The organism is Polynucleobacter sp. 86C-FISCH, from assembly GCF_018882415.1.
GTDB lineage: Bacteria > Pseudomonadota > Gammaproteobacteria > Burkholderiales > Burkholderiaceae > Polynucleobacter.
In genome coordinates, this window is the sequence record NZ_JACVOL010000001.1 from 1,514,093 (window position 1) to 1,535,537 (window position 21,445).

At 45.8% G+C, this 21,445-nt stretch carries 27 protein-coding genes; 10 read left to right on the forward strand and 17 right to left on the reverse strand.

Features of this window, described 5'->3' with window-relative positions; translation table 11 throughout:
• Positions 1-72: 72 nt before the first annotated feature.
• Positions 73-1,221, forward strand: a complete 1,149-nt coding sequence (locus ICN10_RS07690) for an aminotransferase class V-fold PLP-dependent enzyme (RefSeq protein ID WP_216214323.1) — start codon at positions 73-75, stop codon at positions 1,219-1,221.
• Between the two features lie 79 nt (positions 1,222-1,300).
• On the opposite strand, the gene ICN10_RS07695 is transcribed toward ICN10_RS07690, so the two are convergent.
• Positions 1,301-1,930: an FABP family protein gene (locus ICN10_RS07695; protein WP_216214325.1), complete on the reverse strand. Its 630-nt coding sequence runs from the start codon at positions 1,928-1,930 to the stop codon at positions 1,301-1,303.
• Positions 1,931-2,011: 81 nt separating this feature from the next.
• Here ICN10_RS07695 and ICN10_RS07700 point away from each other — a divergent pair, with 81 nt between their 5' ends.
• On the forward strand, positions 2,012-2,290 hold the full coding sequence (locus tag ICN10_RS07700) for a protein tyrosine phosphatase (protein ID WP_216214327.1): 279 nt from the start codon (positions 2,012-2,014) through the stop codon (positions 2,288-2,290).
• Positions 2,291-2,301: 11 nt separating this feature from the next.
• Here ICN10_RS07700 and ICN10_RS07705 read toward each other — a convergent pair whose 3' ends face one another.
• Positions 2,302-3,279: a DMT family transporter gene (locus ICN10_RS07705; protein WP_216214330.1), complete on the reverse strand. Its 978-nt coding sequence runs from the start codon at positions 3,277-3,279 to the stop codon at positions 2,302-2,304.
• A 6-nt stretch (positions 3,280-3,285) separates the two neighbouring features.
• Positions 3,286-4,170 (reverse strand): NAD(P)H-hydrate dehydratase, encoded by an 885-nt coding sequence (locus tag ICN10_RS07710; RefSeq protein ID WP_216214332.1) that lies wholly within the window; start codon positions 4,168-4,170, stop codon positions 3,286-3,288.
• 64 nt (positions 4,171-4,234) lie between these two features.
• On the opposite strand from ICN10_RS07710, the gene ICN10_RS07715 reads away from it, so the two are divergent.
• Entirely contained in the window at positions 4,235-5,650 is a 1,416-nt protein-coding gene (locus ICN10_RS07715; protein WP_216214341.1) for an MBL fold metallo-hydrolase RNA specificity domain-containing protein, read from the forward strand.
• Positions 5,651-5,662: 12 nt separating this feature from the next.
• Here ICN10_RS07715 and ICN10_RS07720 read toward each other — a convergent pair whose 3' ends face one another.
• Together ICN10_RS07720 and ICN10_RS07725 are read right to left on the reverse strand one after the other, a co-directional pair.
• Entirely contained in the window at positions 5,663-6,400 is a 738-nt protein-coding gene (locus tag ICN10_RS07720) for an ABC transporter substrate-binding protein (protein ID WP_216214343.1), read from the reverse strand.
• 62 nt (positions 6,401-6,462) lie between these two features.
• The gene (locus tag ICN10_RS07725; protein ID WP_068320974.1) at positions 6,463-6,663 is read right to left on the reverse strand and encodes a hypothetical protein; all 201 of its coding nucleotides are present in this window, start codon (positions 6,661-6,663) and stop codon (positions 6,463-6,465) included.
• 164 nt (positions 6,664-6,827) lie between these two features.
• Between ICN10_RS07725 and ICN10_RS07730 the strand changes: the two genes are divergently transcribed.
• From ICN10_RS07730 to ICN10_RS07740, 3 genes are read left to right on the forward strand one after another with little or no spacing between them, the layout of a single operon-like run.
• Entirely contained in the window at positions 6,828-7,685 is an 858-nt protein-coding gene (locus ICN10_RS07730) for an LOG family protein (RefSeq protein ID WP_216214345.1), read from the forward strand.
• Between the two features lie 24 nt (positions 7,686-7,709).
• Complete coding sequence (locus ICN10_RS07735) at positions 7,710-8,222, forward strand: hypothetical protein (RefSeq protein WP_216214348.1); 513 nt, start codon at positions 7,710-7,712, stop codon at positions 8,220-8,222.
• A 3-nt stretch (positions 8,223-8,225) separates the two neighbouring features.
• The gene (locus ICN10_RS07740; protein WP_216214350.1) at positions 8,226-9,443 is read left to right on the forward strand and encodes an NAD(P)/FAD-dependent oxidoreductase; all 1,218 of its coding nucleotides are present in this window, start codon (positions 8,226-8,228) and stop codon (positions 9,441-9,443) included.
• 11 nt (positions 9,444-9,454) lie between these two features.
• On the opposite strand, the gene ICN10_RS07745 is transcribed toward ICN10_RS07740, so the two are convergent.
• Positions 9,455-9,844: a group II truncated hemoglobin gene (locus ICN10_RS07745; protein ID WP_216214352.1), complete on the reverse strand. Its 390-nt coding sequence runs from the start codon at positions 9,842-9,844 to the stop codon at positions 9,455-9,457.
• A gap of 104 nt (positions 9,845-9,948) precedes the next feature.
• Here ICN10_RS07745 and ICN10_RS07750 point away from each other — a divergent pair, with 104 nt between their 5' ends.
• Positions 9,949-10,479 (forward strand): phasin family protein, encoded by a 531-nt coding sequence (locus ICN10_RS07750; protein ID WP_216214355.1) that lies wholly within the window; start codon positions 9,949-9,951, stop codon positions 10,477-10,479.
• Positions 10,480-10,527: 48 nt separating this feature from the next.
• Here the strand turns inward: ICN10_RS07750 and ICN10_RS07755 are convergent, their stop codons facing one another.
• The 3 genes from ICN10_RS07755 to ICN10_RS07765 form a co-directional block, all read right to left on the reverse strand.
• Positions 10,528-10,749, reverse strand: a complete 222-nt coding sequence (locus ICN10_RS07755; RefSeq protein WP_216214357.1) for a TIGR02450 family Trp-rich protein — start codon at positions 10,747-10,749, stop codon at positions 10,528-10,530.
• Positions 10,750-11,096: 347 nt separating this feature from the next.
• Complete coding sequence (locus tag ICN10_RS07760) at positions 11,097-12,686, reverse strand: rhodanese homology domain-containing protein (RefSeq protein ID WP_216214360.1); 1,590 nt, start codon at positions 12,684-12,686, stop codon at positions 11,097-11,099.
• Positions 12,687-12,716: 30 nt separating this feature from the next.
• Positions 12,717-13,691, reverse strand: coding sequence for a tripartite tricarboxylate transporter substrate binding protein (locus ICN10_RS07765; protein ID WP_216214362.1), 975 nt, complete (start codon positions 13,689-13,691; stop codon positions 12,717-12,719).
• A gap of 159 nt (positions 13,692-13,850) precedes the next feature.
• Between ICN10_RS07765 and ICN10_RS07770 the strand changes: the two genes are divergently transcribed.
• Positions 13,851-14,039, forward strand: a complete 189-nt coding sequence (locus ICN10_RS07770) for a hypothetical protein (protein WP_028819023.1) — start codon at positions 13,851-13,853, stop codon at positions 14,037-14,039.
• Positions 14,040-14,128: 89 nt separating this feature from the next.
• Here ICN10_RS07770 and ICN10_RS07775 read toward each other — a convergent pair whose 3' ends face one another.
• The gene (locus ICN10_RS07775) at positions 14,129-14,422 is read right to left on the reverse strand and encodes a DUF1330 domain-containing protein (RefSeq protein WP_255536836.1); all 294 of its coding nucleotides are present in this window, start codon (positions 14,420-14,422) and stop codon (positions 14,129-14,131) included.
• Positions 14,423-14,479: 57 nt separating this feature from the next.
• Between ICN10_RS07775 and ICN10_RS07780 the strand changes: the two genes are divergently transcribed.
• Both ICN10_RS07780 and mmsB read left to right on the forward strand, forming a co-directional pair.
• Entirely contained in the window at positions 14,480-14,749 is a 270-nt protein-coding gene (locus ICN10_RS07780; RefSeq protein WP_216214363.1) for a cupin, read from the forward strand.
• A gap of 10 nt (positions 14,750-14,759) precedes the next feature.
• Entirely contained in the window at positions 14,760-15,641 is an 882-nt protein-coding gene (gene mmsB / locus ICN10_RS07785; RefSeq protein WP_216215271.1) for a 3-hydroxyisobutyrate dehydrogenase, read from the forward strand.
• Here the strand turns inward: mmsB and selD are convergent.
• The 7 genes from selD to ICN10_RS07820 all read right to left on the reverse strand — a co-directional run bounded on the left by selD (position 15,631) and on the right by ICN10_RS07820 (position 21,385).
• On the reverse strand, positions 15,631-16,692 hold the full coding sequence (selD, locus tag ICN10_RS07790) for a selenide, water dikinase SelD (RefSeq protein ID WP_216214365.1): 1,062 nt from the start codon (positions 16,690-16,692) through the stop codon (positions 15,631-15,633). The two genes, mmsB and selD, sit on opposite strands and share 11 nt — an antisense overlap.
• 34 nt (positions 16,693-16,726) lie before the next feature.
• Positions 16,727-17,278 carry a TlpA disulfide reductase family protein gene (locus tag ICN10_RS07795; RefSeq protein ID WP_216214367.1) on the reverse strand — a complete coding sequence of 184 codons (552 nt, stop codon included), beginning with the start codon at positions 17,276-17,278 and terminating at the stop codon, positions 16,727-16,729.
• A gap of 19 nt (positions 17,279-17,297) precedes the next feature.
• Positions 17,298-18,407 (reverse strand): transglutaminase family protein, encoded by a 1,110-nt coding sequence (locus tag ICN10_RS07800; RefSeq protein ID WP_216214368.1) that lies wholly within the window; start codon positions 18,405-18,407, stop codon positions 17,298-17,300.
• 71 nt (positions 18,408-18,478) lie between these two features.
• A complete protein-coding gene (locus tag ICN10_RS07805; RefSeq protein ID WP_216214370.1) occupies positions 18,479-19,759 on the reverse strand; it encodes a DEAD/DEAH box helicase in 1,281 nt (426 codons plus the stop codon).
• Between the two features lie 142 nt (positions 19,760-19,901).
• Positions 19,902-20,480: a hypothetical protein gene (locus tag ICN10_RS07810; RefSeq protein ID WP_216214372.1), complete on the reverse strand. Its 579-nt coding sequence runs from the start codon at positions 20,478-20,480 to the stop codon at positions 19,902-19,904.
• Between the two features lie 20 nt (positions 20,481-20,500).
• Entirely contained in the window at positions 20,501-20,935 is a 435-nt protein-coding gene (locus tag ICN10_RS07815) for a YbgC/FadM family acyl-CoA thioesterase (RefSeq protein WP_216214374.1), read from the reverse strand.
• Positions 20,936-20,941: 6 nt separating this feature from the next.
• Positions 20,942-21,385 (reverse strand): GNAT family N-acetyltransferase, encoded by a 444-nt coding sequence (locus ICN10_RS07820; protein ID WP_216214376.1) that lies wholly within the window; start codon positions 21,383-21,385, stop codon positions 20,942-20,944.
• Between the last annotated feature and the right edge of the window lie 60 nt (positions 21,386-21,445).

Consider the following 21,445-nt stretch of genomic DNA (forward strand, 5'->3'; position numbering starts at 1 on the left):
CCCTCAAGCCCCCAAAAAAGACTTAAATCAGTATCATTTAGGGCTAATCACTGAAATCCCTAGGAAATTACTATGCCAGGCTTACTTCCCAACGTTGATCCAGACGGTTTATTGGAGTTCTCGGTTGTTTATACCGACCGCTCTTTAAATCACATGTCTGAAGAATTTAAGCGCGTGATGGTTGATATTTCAAGCGTCTTAAAAGACGCTTATAACGCTAGTTCAGCAGTGATTGTTCCCGGCAGCGGCACTTTTGGCATGGAGGCGGTTGCTCGTCAGTTTGCCAATAATGAAAAATGTTTAGTTTTGCGCAATGGTTGGTTTAGCTACCGTTGGACACAAATCTTTGATTTGGCGAACATCACCAAGGATGTCACGGTGATTAAAGGTCGCCAGTTAGAAGATTCCACACAAGGTGTATTTGCTCCTGCTCCGATTGAGGAAGTGGTGGCATATATTAAGAAGGAAAAGCCAGCGGTAGTGTTTGCACCGCACGTAGAAACTTCAGCCGGCATCATTCTTCCAGATGATTACCTCAAAGCAGTAGGCGAGGCAGTGCGCTCAGTAAACGGTCTATTTGTATTGGATTGCATTGCCTCTGGTGCAATGTGGGTTGATATGAAAGCTTGCAATGTGGATGTGCTGATTACTGCACCTCAAAAGGGTTGGAGTAGCTCACCTTGTTGCGCACTGATCGCCTTGGGTGATCGTGCTCGCGAGCGTATTGATGCTACACAAAGCAGCAGCTTTTCGATGGATCTGAAAAAGTGGCTACAGATCATGGAAGCCTATGAAAAGGGTGGTCATGTTTATCACACCACCATGGCTACAGATGCTTTAAAGGTTTTGCGTAATGTGATGAAGGAAACTCAATCACTCGGCTTTGCGGCACTTAAAGACAAGCAGGTAGAGTTGGGTACAAAAGTACGCAACCTGTTGGTTTCTAAAGGCTATGACTCTGTAGCAGCCAAGGGCTTCCAGGCTCCTGGCGTAGTGGTTAGCTATACCAAGGACCCGGACATTCAGTCTGGCAAAAAGTTTATTGCCCTTGGTTTACAGACTGCAGCAGGTGTTCCTTTGCAGTGTGACGAGCGTCCAGACTTCCGTACTTTCCGTATCGGTTTGTTTGGTTTAGAAAAATTGGCTCATGTTGACCGCACTGTTGGTCATCTTGAAGCAGCGCTAGAAAAAATTACCGAGACTGAAGCACAGCCTGCGTAAAGACTTCGGGAGTTAAGTAATATAAATAAAGGCCATCACATGATGGCCTTTTTTACATTTACCGAAATCAAATTCAGATTCATCTAGCAAGAGGATTAGGCGTTGCCTCGCCAATCTTGTGTAGCGTATTTTTATCTACGTGGTGGAATAACTCTGCCTGATCTTTGATTTTCATGACCGTGTCTTGTTCATAAGACCAAGTGCCATCATGATTAATTGAAACCTGAATGCGAAACTCGACTGTCCTAAACGCGTAATCTAGGAAGGGGTTCGATGAGATGCCCGCACATCGATCATCTTCTTTGGCGAGTAACTCAAATTGCTTTGCGTCGGGCGCAGCTTTGCCAGTTGCCATCGTGATCATGCCTCGCGGTATCGAGAGGGTATGAATGATGTTGCCGGTCGCTGGCTCCCATAGCCAATACCCCACCTGATCATGATAGGTTTTTACTTGGTCGGGCTTAGTGATGTGAGTGTGATATCTCAAGCCATAAAACAATTGAGGACCATTGGTTTGGGGATCAATAGGTTGTAGTTCAATGCGCTCTACATAGGCTTGTTTCTTCGGCCCCTCGGCTTTGGGCTTCACATCTAAACCACGAATGCCTTCCCAGATGCCTGCCATGCCAGTCAAAGGTCCCAGCTGTTCTAGGGTATTTACTGAATAGCCTTGTGGTTCAGTAAAGATGTCGCTCGGAAAATCACTCATGTCCAGCCTTATAAAAATGAAGCATTAATCTCAATTTTTTGAGTATTATTAAATTATCCACAAACTTTCTCGGAGAATTACATGATTTCTCGTATTGCGCGCTTGAGCCTAGCTAGTCTGATTTCTGCTGCTATCGGTATTGCCCCAACTTCTGTGATGGCTGCCGACCCAGCGCCAGCGTCTGCCCCAGCTGCCGCACCTGTTGCTGCACCAGCTCCTGCACCGACTGCTGCCCCAAGCGAGAAATCTGCTGAAAAGAAAGCTAAGAAAAAAGCTAAGAAAGAAAAGAAAGCTGAGAAAAAGTCTAAAAAGAAATCCAAGAAGAAATCTAAAGCACCCGCCGACGCAGCAGCTCAGTAAATTGATTTCCCCTAATTGAGGGGTTCTGTACTATCTAAGTCATCAGATTTTTTTGGATCTGGTGACTTTTTTGTTGGCGCATCATTGCGCACTAATAGCCACATAGCCGCAATCACTAAAGTCATTCCGCTAATTTGCGTCCAAGTGATTGGCTCGGCCAGAATTAAATATCCCATAAAAATAGTAGATACAGGGCCGAGTATTCCCGCTTGCGCCACCAATGGTGATCCGATGCGATTGATGGCAATCATGATGAGTAGCATCGGAATGACTGTGCAGAGGCTTGCATTCAATAGGCTATACCAATAAATCTGTGGGAGTTGCTCGAATATGGCAGTCGGATTATGAATGGTTGATTGCAATATGCTCAAGATGGCTGAGGCTGAGCTGGCATAGACGACAAGGCGAACGCTTCCAATACGCTTGACCATCTCTCCTGCACCAATCATGTAGGCTGCATATGAGCAGGCGCTACCAAACACTAAAAACATTCCAAGCCAGGCGCTTAGTCCTGAAGAGCTAGCATCCTGTATGAATACGATAAATACCCCAATGTAGCCAACGATCAATGAATACCACTGCAGTTTGGAAATTGGTTTTTTTAATGCAAAGTAAGAGATAAGTAGAACAATAGTTGGTGTGAGATAGAGGACGATGCGTTCCAAACCAACCGAGATGTATTGGAGACCCAAGAAATCAATATAGCTAGATAGGAAGTAGCCCAAGAATCCCAAGAAAAATAACTTGCCACGATCAAGCCAGGTAATTGGGCTCATCGTCTTGCGACGAGATTCCCACCAGAAGATCCCCCAAAACAAGGGGAGTGCCATGAGCATGCGTAAAGCTAAGAGTGTTTCTGCGTTTGCGCCATAACCAAAAGCGAGTTTTACCAAAATCGCCTTGCCTGAGAAAAGCATAGAGCCGATCCCGGCCATCAAGATGCCATAAAGGTAACGTCGGTGATGATGTGCTGCGCTTACTGAATGCATAAAGATTTATAACAGTTTATTTAGTAGGGATCGCATTTCTAAAATGGTCTCGGAGGGAGTAAGGCCAATAGGGCCAACCCCTTTGGTTACCAAGCTATCTGCTGCGCTAGCGTGGAGCTCAACCGCAATCCCTGTTGCCTGCCATAAATTGATTTGATGCCGTACACCTTGGCCGGCGATGGCGGCAATACTTCCTGTCAGAACATCGCCCATGCCTCCCGTTCCCATGCCGGGATTACCTGCTAGGCATTGTGCTGGGGGATATTCTGGAGAGGCAATCAGAGTATGTTGCCCTTTGAGCACTACGATCGATTGCGTTAATTCAACAAGCTGTTGGATGGATTTCATGCGATCTGACTGCACTTTTTCGGTCGTAGACCTTAAGAGTTTTGCCGCTTCCCCTGGGTGTGGTGTAAGAACGGTAGAGTTAGGAAATTGTTGATTACGAATCTGAAGTTGCTTAAGTAACTCAGGAGATTCGCTGATGAGATTGAGGGCATCGGCATCAAGCACTAATGGGATGCTTGGGTATGCCAGAGCTGCATGCAAGCAGCAAGATGCTAACTCCGATTTTCCGAGACCTGGGCCAATAGCAATTACATCAGGTTTGGCAGTAGCAAGGCTTGCTTGAATATCCAATGTAGCAAGACGAATCATGAGTTCGGGTTGGCTTACATCGGCACGTGCTGATGCTGGGTCAAGTATTTCTAGAATGGTCCAGCCTGCGCCTAGATGTAAGCAGGCATTACCCGCCAAAATCAGTGCACCAGCCATGCCGGGTGCGCCGCCAATTAAAACAACTTTACCGGCATTGCCTTTATGTTCTGCAGGCTCTCGCTTGAGAAGCTTAATTAGCTTCAGGGTATCGAGTGTGGCTGGTTGAGAGTTCATTTGATTAGTATCGCTCTGATTGCAAAGCTCTTGAGCTAATTATAGGAAAGAGTATGCTGATCATATGAAGATTCAATTTCTTGGTGCGGCGTGCGAGGTAACGGGCTCACGCCATTCGGTTGAAGTCATGCTTTCTGGGAAGCCAAGGCGTTTCATGGTTGACTACGGCATGTTCCAGGGTGGCCGCGAGGCAACTAATAAGAACCTTGAGCCTTTGCCATTCGCACCTAAAGACCTCGACTTTGTAGTGCTCACACACGCGCATATTGACCATAGTGGTTTGCTACCTCGTTTGTGCGCGCAAGGCTTTTCCGGGCTGATCTACTGCACTAGCGCTACCTTTGAGTTGTTAAAAATTCTTTTGTTGGATAGCGCTCATTTACAGCGTGCCGATGTGGAACGGGCGGAGAGAAAGAAAAAAGCAGGTAAGTGGCACGGGGAAATGCCGGTTGCACTGTATTCAAGGGAAGAAGTTGAGATGACGCTGACCCAGTTTGAGCCTTTGGAGTATGGGCAGTCAGTGGAAATAGCGCCGGGTGTACAGCTGGAGTTTCGTAACGCTGGACATATTTTAGGTTCGGCTATAGCGGTCATGGATATCACTGAAGATGGGCTCGAGAAAAAACGTTGTGTGTTTTCAGGTGATATTGGTATGAAGGGTAAAGTCCTCATGCCTGATCCTGATTTAATTCAGAAGGCGGATGTTGTTGTGGTTGAGTCAACTTATGGCGATCGACTTCATCGTAGTCTCCAAGATACAGAAGACGAGTTGGTCGAGGTGATTACTTCCACAATGACTGCGCATGGCAATGTGGTGATGCCAGCTTTTGCGGTCGGACGAACTCAAGAAATACTCTTTTTGTTAATTGACTTGGTGAGAAGAGGGCGCTTACCCCATTTAAGTATCTGGGTGGACTCGCCGATGGCTACGGCAGCAACCCATCTCACTCAGCATTTTTTTGCGCAATTAGATGGTCAGTCGCAAACAACCTTTAAGTGGTACAAAAATAATCCAGATGCAGTAGATCTTCGTTTTATTGCCGATGTAGAAGAATCTAAAGCATTGAATAAGCTTAAGGGCGGTGCCATTATTATTTCTGCTAGTGGCATGTGTGATGCTGGCCGCATTGTTCATCACTTGGCTAGTAATTTGCCGCGCTCGCAAAACGCAATTGTGATTACCGGCTTTCAGGCATACGGCAGTCTTGGTAGGCGCTTAGTAGATAAGGTGCAGAAAGTGCGCTTATTTGGCGAGGAGGTTCCGGTCAAGGCCTCCATTCATACAATCGGCGGTTTATCGGCTCATGCCGATCAGGCAGGGTTGCTGGATTGGTTGAGGGGATTTGAAAAGGCGCCGAGCACTGTCTTCGTAGTACATGGAGAGCCAGAGTCTTCTTCGGTGTTAGCCGAATGCATTAGGGATGGGTTGCATTGGAGCAATGTCATCATCCCTGAGCGTTTGCATACCTATCAGTGCTAGAGAGGTGCAAATTTAGTCAGCTACTTTAGCGCCTTGAATGTTGTGACGATTCATAGCGTCAGCAATAAAACCAGATTGTTTTAGCTCGTTGATGACATTGCTTAAGTAGGCAGTAGCGCTCTCATAGTGAGTGCGAGCCTTCGGAATACCAATTGCCTGATTGATCACCATAAAACGTCCGGGCAGCATGCGCAAACCCTCGTAGCGTTTTGCATCACTCTCTAGTTGCTGTTTTACCCCTGCTGCGATATTGCCCTGGCCTGACATAAAGTCGTCCACAACAGCTTGCGAGCTGGCAGCACGGAGCAGGGTGGCATTCTTGATCTCACGGGACAGGTAGAGGTCATAGGCGCTGCCCTTACCAACCACGATTTCATTACCAACAGCATCTACCTCTTCATTGTTATTAATTCTTGAATCGGCTTTGACCATGTAAGCACCTTCAATCTGAATGTAGGCTGGGGTATAGCTAATATCGGCACCACGCACTGGATCAATTGCTACAAATACCAAATCGATTTCTCCAGTCTTGACTGCATCCACAGTCGCGCCAGCAGTTTTAAAGGGCGTGAGTTGCACTGGTAGAGAAATTCTCTTGCCAATCTCATTTGCAATATCAATCGTTACGCCATAAAGTCGTTTTGTATTGGGCCCCTCATTTGCAAGAATTGGGTTGCCCAAATTGATGCCAACACGCAAAGTTGCGGTTGGGGCAAAGGAAGAGAGGGTAGAAGAGTCGATGGTTTTCATGGCTATAAAAGTGGATATAAAAAAACCGCGGCGGACCGCGGTTTTATATGCAGAGGAAAGAATTACTTCTTAGCGTCAGCTGCAGGAGCTGCTGGGGCTGCTGCAGGAGCGGCAGGCGCATCTTTCTTTGCATCTTCCATGTGCGCAGCTTCAGCACCATGCTTTTCACCGCCCATATCAATGTCGCCGTCGCCTTTGATTAGTAAATAGGCGGTGGCACCAATTAAGACTAGTACCATAATGATAATTGCACGGTTGCTCATTGCTTTTCCTTCGATTGGATTGAAATTACATCAATATTAACTCGGGATGGGCTCTGGGTAAATCCCGATAATCCCTAGAAGCCCGTATCCTTGGTTGAACTAGGTATTAACACTTATTTTGGACGCGAGTTAAGATGGTCCAAATTACCCCAAAAGGTTGTCATATGAGTCCAAAGCTGCCCATTCATAACTCGCAAACGATCACCGAGTTTTTAAATCTACATCAAAGTCAAATCTCAGAGCAAGACTCTGATGACTCTTATAAGTTTGCTTTTGATGATGAGGCCTTTTTGGCTCGAAGAGAAACTATGGGCATTCGATTTGAGTTGGAGTTACTTAAGCCCGAAGTACTGCTCAAAGAACATGGTATCGAGCACACGATTACAGTATTTGGTTCAACGCGTTTTGTGAGTGAGGCAGAAGCATTAGTCCTCAAAGAAAATGCTAAGACTTCAGACGAGATAGCAGCTGCTAATAAAGCGTTATTACATAGTCAATATTACGAATCTGCTCGTCAGTTTGGCGCTCTAGTGGCTTCATACAATTCAACACAGAAAAAAGACTCCAACAAGCTTCATATTTGTACAGGCGGCGGACCTGGCATTATGGAGGCCGCTAACCGTGGTGCTTTTGAATCTGGCGACAAAACTATTGGTTTTAATATCAGCCTTCCTAGAGAGCAGCACCCAAATCAGTACATCAGCCCTGGTTTAAGTTTTCGTTTTCATTACTTTGCTCTGCGTAAGATGCACTTCATGTTGAGAGCCAGGGCAATCGTGGCCTATCCAGGCGGATTTGGATCGTTTGATGAGCTGTTCGAGGTCTTGACGCTCATACAGACCAAAAAGGTTGTCCCTATACCGGTGATATTGGTAGGCAAAAGCTACTGGAATGAGATGGTGAATTTTGCTCACATGGTGGAATTTGGTGTGATTGATCAAGAAGATATGCAAAGCATTCACTTTTCCGAGACGGCAGAGGAGGCTTGGCAGGTGATTCGAGACTGGTATCAGTTAGGCTGACAGGGCGCCTGTAAAATCACCCATATGAATCCTTCGCAAGCCAATCTCGCTACATCTCTTGATCTTCCTGGTTATCTGCTGGGTGGGGCTATGCTCCTATTGGTCATGGTGTTTCATGGCGTAATGTTGCTCCAGATTGCTAAGCGCTATGAGGTAAAAACATTTTTGTATCTGGCTGAGAAAAAATACTCTTCTGTAGCGCTCTGTTTTTATATCAGCGTATTCTTATTATTTCTAACGCACATTGCTGAAATACTCATCTGGGGTATTGCGTTATACGCATTCAAATTGCTGCCAGCATTAGGTCAAAGCATTTTATTTAGCGGTAGTACTTATACTGCGATGGGCTTCATGGAAGATATTCTTCCGGATGGCTGGAAAATGTTGGCAGTCATCATCGCTTTTTCTGGAATGTTTTCTTTTGCATGGACTGCATCGGTCATGATCTCGATGACTAAAAACTTCCGTCAGGCCTATACCAAGCTTCATATGAGAAAGCTAAAGATCTCATCTGACATCATCGATCGTTTTGAGTAAGGCATGAGTAAAACTTGGGATGCCATCGTTATCGGCGGTGGTGCTGCGGGCCTTTTTTGTGCGGGCGTTGCAGGTCAATTGGGTAAGAGGGTGCTGGTACTGGATCACGCAGAAGTATTGGGTGAAAAAATTCGTATTAGCGGTGGCGGTCGTTGCAACTTCACAAACCTGCATAGTAGTCCAGCCAATTTCTTATCCCTCAATCAACATTTTGTTAAAAGTGCGCTTGCTAGATATCCATCCTCTGAATTCATCAAGCTTGTTGCCACTTATAAAATTGGTTATCACGAGAAACACCAAGGCCAATTGTTCTGTGATGACTCTGCCAAGCAAATTATTGAGATGCTGTTTGCTGAATGTGCCAAGGGCAAAGTAACTATTCGTCATCCCGTAACAGTTCAATCTATTGCACAGGATGGCGATCAGTGGATAGTGCATACCAATATGGGTGTTGAAAAGACAAAGTCTGTGGTGATGGCTACGGGTGGTTTGCCTGTTCCTGCTATTGGTGCTACCGCCTATTCTTTGGATATTGCAAAGCAGTTTGGGTTAAAAGTAGTCGACCCAAGACCTGCTCTAGTGCCGCTTTCATTTACTGCAGATAATTTTGGGAATCTCAATGATTTGGCCGGTCTGAGCGTTCCCGTCAGAATAGCCTCGGGATCCAAAGGGCATCGTTATGGTGCCTGTAGATTCAATGAAGACCTGCTTCTCACTCACAAAGGCTTATCAGGCCCAGCAGTTCTCCAGGCGAGTAGCTATTGGGAGGAGGGCGAGCCGATTCATATTGATTGGCTGGGGGCAATTGAGCGTCCCGGTGGATTTAACTGTGATGAACTCTTTAACAATGAAGAGAATCGCTTAAAACTTACTGAAACTATTTTGGCCTCTGTTTTGCCGCAGCGCTTAGCTAAAGCATTTGCCGATCAAAAAGGTTTAACGGGTCGTAAGTGGGCTGAAGTTTCTAAAAAAGATCGTCAAGCACTCAAAGAGCTCATCACAAACTGGTCAGTTAAGCCAGCGGGTACTCTGGGATGGAAAAAAGCAGAGGTAATGTTAGGCGGCGTAGACACTAAGGAGCTTGATGGGCAGACCATGATGTCGCGTAATCACCCGGGATTATTCTTTATTGGTGAATGCGTTGATGTCACTGGCCATTTAGGTGGCCATAACTTCCAGTGGGCGTGGGCAAGTGGATTTGCTTGCGCACAATCACTGTAAATAACCAATCGCTAGTTTGGCTGATTTCTCATCCAGTCTGCAGTGTTGAAAAATGATTCTTCAAGTTGTTTCGCAACATTGCCTTCAATGCCGCATTCTTCCATGGCTTTATACATACACGCTAACCACTGATTGCGTTCTTTTAAGCCGATCTTAAATGGCAGGTGACGAGCTCTGAGCATGGGGTGACCATACTTTGGTGAGTAGATATCAGGACCACCCATCCAGCCGGTCAGGAAAAATTTGAGCTTTTCTCGTGAGGTCGAAAGATCTTGGGGGTGCATTGCCCGCAAATCGCTAAAAACTGGCTCCAAGGCCATTAAATCGTAAAAACGATCTACTAATTCATCGATTTTGTCGATTCCACCAATTCTGTCATAAACGGATTGTCTTGTAGTCATATTGTCATTTTAATGCGGTAATTTCGGGGAATTGGCAGTTCATCAAATTGGGTATAGAGTTAAGTATCAAAGCCTTATTAACCTTCATTCAAAGGAGCATAAAAATGGATGCAAAAGAACTTCAAAAATGGCAACGTGAAAAAGCAAAAGAATTATTTGATTATTCGCACACATTGCTAGAGGCGGCAAAAAAATTAAGCGAACATCATTTAGCAGAGATTGAGTGGGGCATGAAGAATGCTCTCGATAGCGCTAAGTCTGCCGCGAAAAATGATCTAGCTAAGTTAAAAGACTTGCAAGAGGAGGCTGCCAAAGAGACGGCAAAACGTGCGGCAGCTTACCAAAAAAAGGTGAAATCAGTATTGAAAGATCTTGGTGAAGGGGCTGCCGATGAAACTGAGAAGCATCTTGAGAAGGTTCGTAGCTCTTTAGTAACCTGGCTTGAAGATGCTGAAAATAAAATGCCAGCCCATGCTGACAAATTATCTAAGGTTGTTCATGAAATGTCTGTGACTGGTCAGAACATGTTTAAGGAGGGCCGTCGAATTGTTAATCAAGTGGCCGAGACAGCTGAAAAGAGTATCGATGACTTGGTAAAAAAATCACCAACTAAAAAGAAGTCTGACGAATCTTAATTGCTGTTATTTTGATGTCTAAAACCGCCTCGCTACTGAGGCGGTTTTTTATTGCCAGCCCTGTAACCATAACTCGCTATTGGTGAGGTCACGCCATGCAATGAGGGTTGTTTTCTTAGAATAGACGGCCTCGATTTCAATGAATTCAATCTTCTCGCTTGGCGGCTCGGGAAGAATCACCTTACTAACTAAGAAATGCTTCTGTTTGGCAATCGGCTTTACGGCCGTCCATTTAGTGAGAAGTAATTTCTTGGGGCTGAGACGGTTCATGAGTTAATTATGGGTGATTACTGTTACAACGCGGCACATTGCAGTGCCTGGTCTTTTTTTGCAAGTAGCCCAGTAGAGGGCGTAAATGTAATGTTGGATTGATTAATCTGAGCAGGACATTTTTGATCAAAGTAACTTTGATTTCCAAGGCTGCCGCAATAGTCAAATATATTCCCCTGTAGTTCCATTTGGGCTTTTCGAAGCACCATGGGGATCTTGGTCTCAGTTGCAGAGTTGCAATTCCAGCTTGTATATGTTTCTCGTTCGCAGGCGCAAAGGCCTAAAAAAATAAAAACGCAGGCTAGCAGTCGAAAAGGCGACAACGATTGATGAATGGCTATCAAGAGTTATAGAACCCAGAAGTGGTGAGTTCCGTCTTTGCCTAGCTGCTCTACCAACCCAAACTCCCAGTCCAGATAAGCTTGCATTGCAGATGGGTCTACGTTCGTACCTTCATAGGGGCGTTTGTAGCGATCCAGCGGAGGTGAGGCCAAATGACTTGGGCCTTTCTCAAGCTCCAATCCTGCCTTCGTCCAGGCTGCATTACCACCCTCTAAAACAAGCACCTCTGCTTCGGTGAGGGCTTGCAATTCTTGGGCAGCAAAAAGACTTAACTCACTTGGCGAACTTGTGATGACATAGCGATCTGCTTGAGGAATTTTTTTCATCGCCTCTGCAAGTTCAGAGCGTAGGGCATACCAGCTTCCTGGGATATGCCCTTTAATGTAATTAGCATGTGTGCTGAAATCAATTGCAATGGTGTTGCTGTCATTCTTGAGCCAATTAGAAACTGCGATCGCATCTACAGTTTCTATTTTTGGGAGCCCCGGTAAAGGCGCCTGCCATGAACCTTTTTCCGTGAGGCTGGAGGTATGGACTTCATCAAGAACATAGACATCCCAGGCCATTTGCGCCAACCAAGAGGCTGGCATATTGGCGCGTACTCCACCGCCACTAGGGTCTACTAGGACTACACGGGCACCACGAACTGGAGCAACCATTTCAGTCTCTTGTACAAGCTGTCCGCCTGGTACAGAGCGAAATCCTGGAAGGTGGCCTGCCTCATATTCTTCTGGAGTGCGCGTATCGAAGAAATAAGTAGTGCGATCAGATTGCGTCTTCCAGGTCTGGACATCATCAAGGCTAGCGCGCTTGACACCCGCTCTATCGGCAACACTGCGAGCACGAATTGCTGCTTCATTTTTTGTGTCGTCGCTCACCTCATGAAATTTTCTGCTCTGGCCTTTATCAAGCTCTTGTCCAGCTAGCGTCCAACCAATCGTGCCATTGCGAAGGGCGTTCACTTCATTGGGGATACCAGCATTAATAAGTGACTGGGTGCCGATGATGCTGCGGGTTCTACCGGCGCAGTTCACAATCACTTTAGTTTTAGGGTTGGGGGCCAATTCAGGAAGGCGGAGAACAAGCTCGGCACCAGGCACGCTAATCCCAGTTGGAATACTCATAGTGTTGTATTCATCAAAACGACGAACGTCTACAACTACAACATCTTCTTTGCTATCAATTAATTGTTTCACCTCTTGAGCAGATAAAGAGGGTGTATGGCGCTTTGATTCTACAAATTCACCAAAAGACTTGCTAGGTACATTCACATCCTTAAACACTTCGCCGCCTGCTTCCTTCCAGCCCTTGACGCCTCCATCAAATACGGAAACATCTGTAAATCCTAAATTCACCAAGCGCTGTGCTGCAAGCTGAGAAAATCCTTCGCCATCATCTAGGGTGACAATGGGTACGCTCTTCTTTGGCAGCTTGGCGTATGCATCAATCTCAATTCTGGAAAGGGGTAGGTTTGCAGCAAAAAGGGGATGCTCTTGTGCGTGAGGATCTTCTTCACGTACATCTAAGAATGCAATCTCTTCTTTGTTGATAAGCTTGTTGCGAACAAAGGAATGGTTTTTGATCTGAATGGTCATGCTGTCTCTTGATAAATTTGTATTATTTTTTTAGTCTAATTTAGCGCCGGACTTTTTAACTACATCACCCCAACGAGTAATTTCTTGATTGATGTAAGCGGCAAGCTCAGGGCGTGTCATCTTGGGAACTGTAGCTCCCATACTTGCCCAGCGTTCTTTAATTTCAGGTGAAGCAAGTGCTGCCTGTACTTCGGCACTCATCTTTTCAACGATTTCTTTAGGTGTACCTTTAATAGCCCACATGGCGTACCAACTAGACACAATGAAATTGGAGATCCCGAGTTCTTGAGCGGTTGGTACGTTTGGAAACGCATCCACTCGCTTGGAGGTTGCCACTGCAACTGCAATAAGTTGTCCATTCTTGATGAAAGGTGCAGCACCTGCTAGCGTGTCAAACATCATGTCAACTTGGCCTGCAACGAGGTCTTGAAGTGCTGGCCCTGTTCCACGGTAAGGAATATGCGTAATGAACAATTTGTTCTGCATCTTAAAGAGTTCACCTGTTAAATGCTGTGAGGTACCGTTACCTGTAGATGCGTAGTTGTATTTACCTGGATATTTACGAATCTCTTCCATGATGGATTTCAGATCGTTTTTCGGAAACTTAGTAGGGTTCACAACAATGACATGGGGAACGCTGCCAATAATCGCGATTGGCTCAAATTCCTTGGTGATGTCATAAGAGAGGCTGGTGTACATGCTTGGCGCAATTGAATGATGCACTGCACCAAGAAGCCAGGTATAACCATCCGGTGCCATTTTTGCTGCAGCTGCAGCACCGACTGTGCCGCCAGCACCCCCGCGGTTATCAACCACGATAGAGTCATTCAGTTGGGTCGATAGTTGCTTAGCAAGAGGGCGTCCAAAGGCATCTACAGCCCCTCCAGGAGGGAAGGGGTTAATAAACGTGATTGGCTTGCTGGGATTGGGCCAGGAGGTAGTTTGTGCATTGGCTGAGAGCCCAATGAGGGCGCCAAAAACCAATAGAAAGACATTTCTGATCATTTTGTCTGTCCCCGAGTCATATTTATTAATCAGCCTATTTTGGCTGAAGCCACCAATATAAGAGTTATCCCTGATTTAAGGGGTGATTTCCTGTGGTTTTTATAGGGATATACTGATTTTGCTGTCAGTATAAATATTCATTTGTTAATAGGAGACGAGATGTCACAACACGATACATTGTTGGCTGCTTTCGAAACATACAAAGCTGAAAACGAAAAATTTATTGAAAAAGGTATTAAGGCATCTGCTGCGCGCGCACGCAAAGCCTTGCAAGAAATCGCCGGTGCTTGTAAAGAGCGTCGTAAAGAAATCACTGCTGCTAAAGAGGCAATGGAAGCGAAGAAGTAATTCTTACCCCATATTGATTGATCAGCCTAGCTTGCGAGCTAGGCTTTTTTATTTCTAGTGCCTGAGCTTTAAGAGTGGATCGACTGGACTTATATTGCAATACTGAATAGGGTCAACTTCATTGCTTTGTTGCGATTGGGTACAAGTCCTTGGTACTCAGGGCTGTTGGCCCAAGTCTTCGCATCTTTTGCGCTAGGAAATTCCAGCTCTACGAATGCGCTGAATTGCGCACAAGCAAGTTCATTCCAAAAAACGTCGGCAACGGCGCCCCGATTTTTGATTGAGCCTTTGTATAGCTCTACGGTCCGGCCTACTTGGGAGCGGTATTGCTCAAAAGCACCTTCATCCCGCAATTCAATCAACCCAATTACTTTTACCATCATGACTCCCCATGAAAATTGCTCAATGCCAGGTGAGTATATCCACGCTATAGTTGAGGCATGAATTCAGAGGAATTTTTACAGTTACTGCGTCGGGATGGTTTTCCTGAGCCAGTAGAGGTTCAGCAAGCGCCCAAGGGGCAGCTTGGCATTCATGAGCATCCATTTGAAGTTAAGGCTCTTGTTGTCGAAGGCGATATCACCATCGTGATTGATGGCCTAAGTAAGATTTACAAAGCTGGAGAAATTTTTCATCTGGAATTTAAGCAGCCTCATGCAGAATCATATGGATCTGAGGGCGTGAAATACTTAGCCTCAAGAAAACAATAAAACTAGGAGCATTATGAAAATCGGATTTATTGGACTTGGCAATATGGGCTTACCAATGGCCCTTAACTTATTAAAAGCGGGTCATCAGATATCAGGCTTTGATTTGGCAAAGGGTCAATTAGATGCATTTGCTACTGCGGGAGGCATCGTTGCGGCTAATGCCAACGACACGGCAAAAGATGCTGATGTATTGATTAGCATGCTGCCTGCGTCACGTCATGTTGAAGGTTTATATCTTGGTGATACAGGCTTGTTGGCAAGCGCTAATCCTAAAACTTTACTGATTGATTGCTCAACCATTTCACCTAAGGTAGCGCAAGCAGTTGCTGCTGCAGCTAAGGCAAAAGGTTTTGTCATGATTGATGCGCCCGTCTCTGGTGGTACCGCTGGTGCGCAAGCTGGCACCTTAACGTTTATGGTTGGGGGTGATACTGGGGCGGTAGAGTGCGCCCGGCCAGTGCTTGAGAAGATGGGCAAGAATATTTTTCATGCAGGCGCCAATGGAGCGGGGCAGACTGTTAAGGTTTGCAACAATATGCTCTTGGGTATTCAGATGCTTGGCACGAGTGAAGCGCTGCGCTTAGGTATTGCGAATGGCCTTGATCCCAAGGTACTGTCTGACATCATGACGAAGAGCTCGGGGCGCAATTGGGCGTTGGAGCTTTATAACCCTTGTCCAGGCGTTATGGAAAATGTGCCATCCTCAAAGGGATACGCTGGTGGTTTTGGCGTTGACCTTATGCTCAAGGATTTAGGCTTGGCAGTTGAAAATGCCGAGAACCTAGATGCTAGTGTTCCGCTTGGAAAGTTAGCTCAGCAACTTTATGAAACTCACAGCAAAGCAGGAAATGGTCAGCTTGATTTCTCAAGCGTATTTAATCTCAAGAAATAACTAACGGCTTGTCTTGGCGCTTGCCCATTTGACCAATGACGCGGGCGCCCAAGAAATGATGTTGATTAAAGATATCCAACACCTCCTTGACGCTATCAGGACTGCAAGACACAAGCAGTCCACCGCTCGTTTGTGGATCCGTTAATAAAGCACGTTGAGCTGGAGTGAAGTCTGCTGGGATGCCGACTTCATTGCCGTAGCTAAGCCAGTTTCTATCTGAGGCGCCAGTAATCACGCCATCATCAGCCAGTGTCTGTACGTTAGAGAGCAGGGGTACTTGGCTCCAGTCAATATGTGCAGTGCAGTTAGAACCGCGTGCCAACTCTAGAGTGTGGCCAGCTAAGCCAAATCCAGTGACATCAGTTAGGGCATGCACGCCAGCCAGCTTAGCTAGATCAGGGCCTGCAGCATTGAGCTTGGTGGTATTGGAGATCATCTCTCGATATCCGTCTGGCCCTAATAGATCTTTTTTCAAGGCAGCCGATAGAATTCCTACGCCTAGTGGTTTACCTAGGATGAGTACATCGCCCGGTTTTGCGCTGGCATTACTCTTTACGCGCTTAGGATCAACGATGCCAATTGCTACTAATCCATAAATAGGTTCAACAGAATCAATTGTGTGCCCACCAGCAATAGGAATACCAGCGCTGCGACAAGCTTCAGCGCCACCTTCCAAGATGCGAGCAATGGTTTTGTTTGATAAAACTTTAATTGGCATGCCAACTAAGGCAAGCGCAAACAAAGGAGTGCCACCCATCGCATAGATATCGCTAATTGCATTGGTAGCTGCAATTTTTCCGAAATCAAATGGGTCATCTACGATCGGCATGAAAAAATCGGTTGTCGCGACGATGGCTTGCGACTCATTAATTTGATAAACCGCAGCATCGTCAGATGTTTCAATGCCAATCAGCAATTCTTTTGGAAAGGGTAGCTGCGGAACATTCTTCAGAATCTCAGAAAGAACTCCAGGGGCAATCTTGCAACCACAGCCACCGCCGTGTGAGAGGGAAGTGAGGCGTGGCTCAGTAGTTGTATTTGATGTATTCATATAACAAGGGTATCAGAAGCAGAAGAAGTGTTGTTTACTGACGAAGAAGGGTTTCTATTTTCCCTTTAACTTCATTGCTGTCTATGTTTTCGATAGCGCCGATCCATACCCCCTCGACTTTCCCGCCTCTACTGATAAGAAAAGTGGTTGGTAAGCCACGAGCCCTCCAGGATTTATAGGTGATGCTATTGCGATCAAGCAATATTTCAATGCTATTTTCTGAAAAGCCATTTCCTTTTAGAAACTGCATAATGCGCGGCTTCATTTCAGCAAGGTTCACAGCTAAAACAACAAGCCCTTTGGGACCATAGTTTTCTTGTAGCTGAATTAATTCTTCAAATTCTTCTCGGCAGGGTTCGCACCAGCTTGCCCAAAAGTTCACTACAACAACTTTACCTTTGAGCTTGGCTATATCGACCGATTTGCCGGAAAGGTTATTGAGCTCAAGGGATGGCGCTACTTGCGACAGTCCAAGTTGAGTTGCAGGCCGCCATTCTGCTTTGACTGAGTAGCTAGTAAGCGTAAGCAAAGAAAAAGCCAGAACAAGAACAAGTTCTCGAACTGGCTTAGACATAAATAACAACATTACGGGTTTTGCTAATAAATTAACCAATGCGTCTGCTGGTAATTTTGTATTTGAAGTTATCCGGGTCGAGTGAGTCAAAGCGACCTTCGGTGTTTTCAGCTTGTGGATACATTAAGAATGGAATCTCACCTTTCTTACCTAGGGCAGAACCAGGGAGGGTAAGGTCATGGTCATAGTTATAGGCCATCCAGTTCATTTCCCAATTTCCAAAGAGGTAATCGCGAATAGCAATGACCTTTGGATCAGTAACCGCTAAGCCACCAGTTTCCTCAAGAATGACTTTGCGCACATCTGCTGGATCTACTGGAACCCAGCCAAAGCCTGAGGCATAAAACTCGGCACGACAGTGTTGTGCCTTGGTGATGTCACCACCTTTACCCAAACTCTTGTAGCCGCGAGCAGAGTCGGCAATACGAATTCCGTACACATCACGCGCTGGCAAGCCTGCTGCTCGTGCAAGCGCTACAAATACGGCATTAATGTCTGCGCACTTGCCACCAAGGTTATTGGTTTCAAGCATGAGCTTGACATCACCTTGCCCGCAGCCGCGGGTTTTAGGATTGCGGTGTGTGTTATCCACTACCCAGTTATAGATGGCTTTAGCTTTATCAACATCAGACGCATTGGCTGGTAAGTTGGCGATACATTCTTGAGCTTTTGCTTTTACGATGCCATCAGTAGGGAGGTATTTTGTACCACGGGTCCAAAAGCGTTGCTCTTCTTTGGAGAGTTTGAGGGCTGGATTTGGTGAGGAAAAATCTAGGTTGCGATTTCGAGTGCTCACCAGCATCGATACTTTTACAGAATGGTTGTTCGCGGATTTGTCCCACTTAGTCCAAAGCATACGAGCTTGTTTATTTGGCGTTTCATAAATTTGATTAACAGCTTTAGGGTCGCTAGCTTCAGGGCGGATGGCTAATGTTTTGAAGTAGTTTGTATCCAAAATTAATGGCAATGGAATCCAGGTTTCCGCAGTTCCATTGGGAGACTCAAGATTAACTTCAGTCACGATCTCATAGGTGGTCCACTCGGATGAGGATTGAGCAAGGACTGATGTGATTGGGCTGAGTGTAGGAACAGCAAATGCACCAATAATTGTTTTGATAGCTGAGCGGCGTGATGTAGTCATGTTGGTAAAAATTAATAAAAGGGTTGAATGAGGCTAATACTTAAATGTATAAAGATATTTTATCTAATCAATTAACGGTTAAAGCTTCTTTTAGGTGGGCTACCGCGCTTTGCTGGAGTCTTTTTAGTTGGGGCACCACCGGCACCAGCAGGTCTTGGCTTTCTGGATTGCTGATGTTGTTGACTACGCAGCTGAATGGGTTGTGCCACTGCATTCGGATCAGGCTCAAAACCTGCAATCACTTCCTGCGGTAGTTTTTGCTTAATCAGTTTTTCAATATCTCTCAGCATCTGATGTTCATCAACGCATACTAAAGATACTGCTACGCCGTTTGATCCTGCACGTCCTGTACGTCCAATACGGTGTACATAATCTTCAGAGACGTTCGGTAGATCGTAGTTAACAACATGGGGTAGTTGGTCAATATCAATTCCGCGTGCTGCAATATCGGTAGCAACTAAGGCTGTTAACTTACCTGCCTTGAAGTCGGCCAATGCTTTCGTGCGGGCGGATTGGCTCTTATTGCCATGAATAGCCATACTAGTAATGCCATCTTTTTCTAGCTGCGTTACTAATTTGTTAGCGCCATGCTTGGTACGAGTAAAGACCAGCACTTGCTGCCAGTCGTTGCTCTTAATGAGATGGGCTAATAATGGATGCTTCTTGGTTCTATCTACTGGATGTATGAGTTGGGCGATTGCCTCGTTGGTGCTATTGCTGCGAGCTACCTCAATCAACTCCGGTGCATTTAGTAATCCATCAGCCAGTGCTTTGATCTCGGTAGAGAAGGTTGCTGAGAAGAGAAGATTCTGACGTTGCTTTGGTAGCGCGGCTAAGATTTTCTTAATGTCCCGTAAGAAGCCCATGTCGAGCATGCGATCCGCTTCATCGAGAACTAATATTTCAATATCTTTAAGAGATACGCAATTTTGTGACATTAAATCCAATAGGCGTCCTGGCGTCGCAACCAAAATATCGAGACCACCAGCAATCGCTTTAATTTGTGGATTGGCGCCAACCCCGCCAAAAATTACTGTCGACTTCAAGCCGGTGTATTTGCCATAGGTCACGACAGACTCTTGGACTTGGGCAGCTAATTCGCGAGTAGGCGTCAGAATTAAAACGCGCAATAAGCGCTTGCCTGAACTTGCCTTGCTTGAAGTTAAACGCTGCAGAATTGGAAGAGTAAAGCCGGCGGTTTTGCCTGTACCAGTTTGTGCTGCAGCTAATAGATCGCCACCTTTTAAAACGGCAGGAATCGATTTAGCTTGAATCGGTGTGGGGCTGGTATAGCCTTCTTCGGCAATAGCGCGAAGAATGGGTTCTGATAAACCAAGATCTGTAAATAGCATAGGGGCCAATAAAGTATTGACCCGTATTCAACGTACTTAAAAATCGACTATCCCGGTCAATGGGGTGAGCTGCCACGCCAGTGCGTTTGCAGTAAGAGCCTCTATTTTAAGTCATCGACCCAAAAGCTCGAGAATTACCTGATTAAGCTGGATTCCAGAGGTTTGGTACGACGGAATTGGCGTAGCCGGAGACAAAAGATTTTTCTGCTCCAGTGACAGGGTCAAATACGGAGCGATGAATGCGTCCAATATTGCCGCCATAGACATGAATGCTGATTGAAGTCTGGTCACTCATATTGTTTTCCACTACGTGAATATCATGGGTAGCGGGCGAGACTGTATCTACATGTCCTGGTGGGCTAACGCAGGATTCACCAGGTTTAAATTCGCCATTAGCTTGTCGATAGTAAGGCGTACCTTTTTCTTGGCCGCGCAATTGACCAACCATTCCCCAGACGGTGTGATTATGAACGGGTGTTTTTTGTCCGGGGCCCCAAACAAAGCTCACAACTGAGAAGCGATCTAGGGGGTCTGCATATAAAAGATATTGCTGGTAATACTGGGGGTGGGGCTTAGTAAATTCATCGGGAAGCCAATCATCTATGGCAATGAGATTCTCAAGTAATTTTTTTCCATTAGTAAAAATCACAGCCTCACTTGGCTTTTGCTCAAGCAGTAGGCTAAGCTTTTTTACGAAGGTCAGTAGCTTTCCGTCAGACATGGTTTGTTCCATTAGATGCATTACTCATCTTGAAATACACAATCAGGCCAAGCTTTGGGTTTGAGAGTATTGGTATCAACGCAGACGATATGCAAGACAGCGCTAGCAATTACTTGGAACTCTTCGCTATCAGGAAGCTTTCTTTGCGCCGTCTGCTTAACAGTCACTTGTGTACGGCCACGGTGCTCAATCACTTGGTCTATGTAAAGCAAATCATCCAGACGTCCTGGCTTATAGAAGTTCATGGTGAGCTCACGTAAGGGCATGACCATGGTGAACTCATTTGCAAGCTTGGTAGGGCTTAAGCCTCGTTGGGAAAGCCACTCTGCACGACTACGTTCAAAAATTTCCAAATAGCGACCGTGATACACAAAACCAGCAGCATCCGTATCGGAATAGCAAACTCGATGAACGTAAGTAAAAGTTGAAGGGGCTGAAGTGGTGTTAGTAGTCATTGCTTATTAATCTGAGTTTGCTAATGTGAGCATCATATTACGATGTGGAATTCCGGCCTCATCATAGACGCCCCCCTGAGCTTGAAAACCCAGTTTTTCATAGAAAGGGATTGCGCTGACTTGGGAATGCAAGATGATCTCCCGCACCCCCTGAGAGGCGGCTAGATCTACTAGCTTTTGCAGGATTTGCTTCCCTACGCCTTTTCCTCTGAATTTGGCTAAGACTGCCATACGTCCAATTTGAGCCTGCTTAGCGCTTAAATTCACAAGTCTTCCTGTGCCAATACAGTGCGCGTCTTGATAGGCTAGGACATGGGTTGCTGACGAATCAAACTCGTCCAATTCAAGCTCGGCTGGAACGCCTTGCTCTAGGATAAAAACTTCCTGGCGCACCAAAAAGGCGTTTGCTTCAGCCTCTTTCCATGATTTCAGCAGTATTTCCAAGATCACTCACGCCTTTATTTTGATTTCCCGCTCAATTTACCAAAGAAGTGAGGGTGGCAGATAGTT

Excerpts from the sequence above, each read along its gene's own strand:
- ICN10_RS07690 (WP_216214323.1), top strand. The coding sequence starts at position 73 with ATGCCAGGCTTACTTCCCAACGTTGATCCAGACGGTTTATTGGAGTTC.
- ICN10_RS07695 (WP_216214325.1), bottom strand. The coding sequence starts at position 1,930 with ATGAGTGATTTTCCGAGCGACATCTTTACTGAACCACAAGGCTATTCA.
- ICN10_RS07700 (WP_216214327.1), top strand. The coding sequence starts at position 2,012 with ATGATTTCTCGTATTGCGCGCTTGAGCCTAGCTAGTCTGATTTCTGCT.
- ICN10_RS07705 (WP_216214330.1), bottom strand. The coding sequence starts at position 3,279 with ATGCATTCAGTAAGCGCAGCACATCATCACCGACGTTACCTTTATGGC.
- ICN10_RS07710 (WP_216214332.1), bottom strand. The coding sequence starts at position 4,170 with ATGAACTCTCAACCAGCCACACTCGATACCCTGAAGCTAATTAAGCTT.
- ICN10_RS07715 (WP_216214341.1), top strand. The coding sequence starts at position 4,235 with ATGAAGATTCAATTTCTTGGTGCGGCGTGCGAGGTAACGGGCTCACGC.
- ICN10_RS07720 (WP_216214343.1), bottom strand. The coding sequence starts at position 6,400 with ATGAAAACCATCGACTCTTCTACCCTCTCTTCCTTTGCCCCAACCGCA.
- ICN10_RS07725 (WP_068320974.1), bottom strand. The coding sequence starts at position 6,663 with ATGAGCAACCGTGCAATTATCATTATGGTACTAGTCTTAATTGGTGCC.
- ICN10_RS07730 (WP_216214345.1), top strand. The coding sequence starts at position 6,828 with ATGAGTCCAAAGCTGCCCATTCATAACTCGCAAACGATCACCGAGTTT.
- ICN10_RS07735 (WP_216214348.1), top strand. The coding sequence starts at position 7,710 with ATGAATCCTTCGCAAGCCAATCTCGCTACATCTCTTGATCTTCCTGGT.
- ICN10_RS07740 (WP_216214350.1), top strand. The coding sequence starts at position 8,226 with ATGAGTAAAACTTGGGATGCCATCGTTATCGGCGGTGGTGCTGCGGGC.
- ICN10_RS07745 (WP_216214352.1), bottom strand. The coding sequence starts at position 9,844 with ATGACTACAAGACAATCCGTTTATGACAGAATTGGTGGAATCGACAAA.
- ICN10_RS07750 (WP_216214355.1), top strand. The coding sequence starts at position 9,949 with ATGGATGCAAAAGAACTTCAAAAATGGCAACGTGAAAAAGCAAAAGAA.
- ICN10_RS07755 (WP_216214357.1), bottom strand. The coding sequence starts at position 10,749 with ATGAACCGTCTCAGCCCCAAGAAATTACTTCTCACTAAATGGACGGCC.
- ICN10_RS07760 (WP_216214360.1), bottom strand. The coding sequence starts at position 12,686 with ATGACCATTCAGATCAAAAACCATTCCTTTGTTCGCAACAAGCTTATC.
- ICN10_RS07765 (WP_216214362.1), bottom strand. The coding sequence starts at position 13,691 with ATGATCAGAAATGTCTTTCTATTGGTTTTTGGCGCCCTCATTGGGCTC.
- ICN10_RS07770 (WP_028819023.1), top strand. The coding sequence starts at position 13,851 with ATGTCACAACACGATACATTGTTGGCTGCTTTCGAAACATACAAAGCT.
- ICN10_RS07775 (WP_255536836.1), bottom strand. The coding sequence starts at position 14,422 with ATGATGGTAAAAGTAATTGGGTTGATTGAATTGCGGGATGAAGGTGCT.
- ICN10_RS07780 (WP_216214363.1), top strand. The coding sequence starts at position 14,480 with ATGAATTCAGAGGAATTTTTACAGTTACTGCGTCGGGATGGTTTTCCT.
- selD (WP_216214365.1), bottom strand. The coding sequence starts at position 16,692 with ATGAATACATCAAATACAACTACTGAGCCACGCCTCACTTCCCTCTCA.
- ICN10_RS07795 (WP_216214367.1), bottom strand. The coding sequence starts at position 17,278 with ATGTTGTTATTTATGTCTAAGCCAGTTCGAGAACTTGTTCTTGTTCTG.
- ICN10_RS07800 (WP_216214368.1), bottom strand. The coding sequence starts at position 18,407 with ATGACTACATCACGCCGCTCAGCTATCAAAACAATTATTGGTGCATTT.
- ICN10_RS07805 (WP_216214370.1), bottom strand. The coding sequence starts at position 19,759 with ATGCTATTTACAGATCTTGGTTTATCAGAACCCATTCTTCGCGCTATT.
- ICN10_RS07810 (WP_216214372.1), bottom strand. The coding sequence starts at position 20,480 with ATGTCTGACGGAAAGCTACTGACCTTCGTAAAAAAGCTTAGCCTACTG.
- ICN10_RS07815 (WP_216214374.1), bottom strand. The coding sequence starts at position 20,935 with ATGACTACTAACACCACTTCAGCCCCTTCAACTTTTACTTACGTTCAT.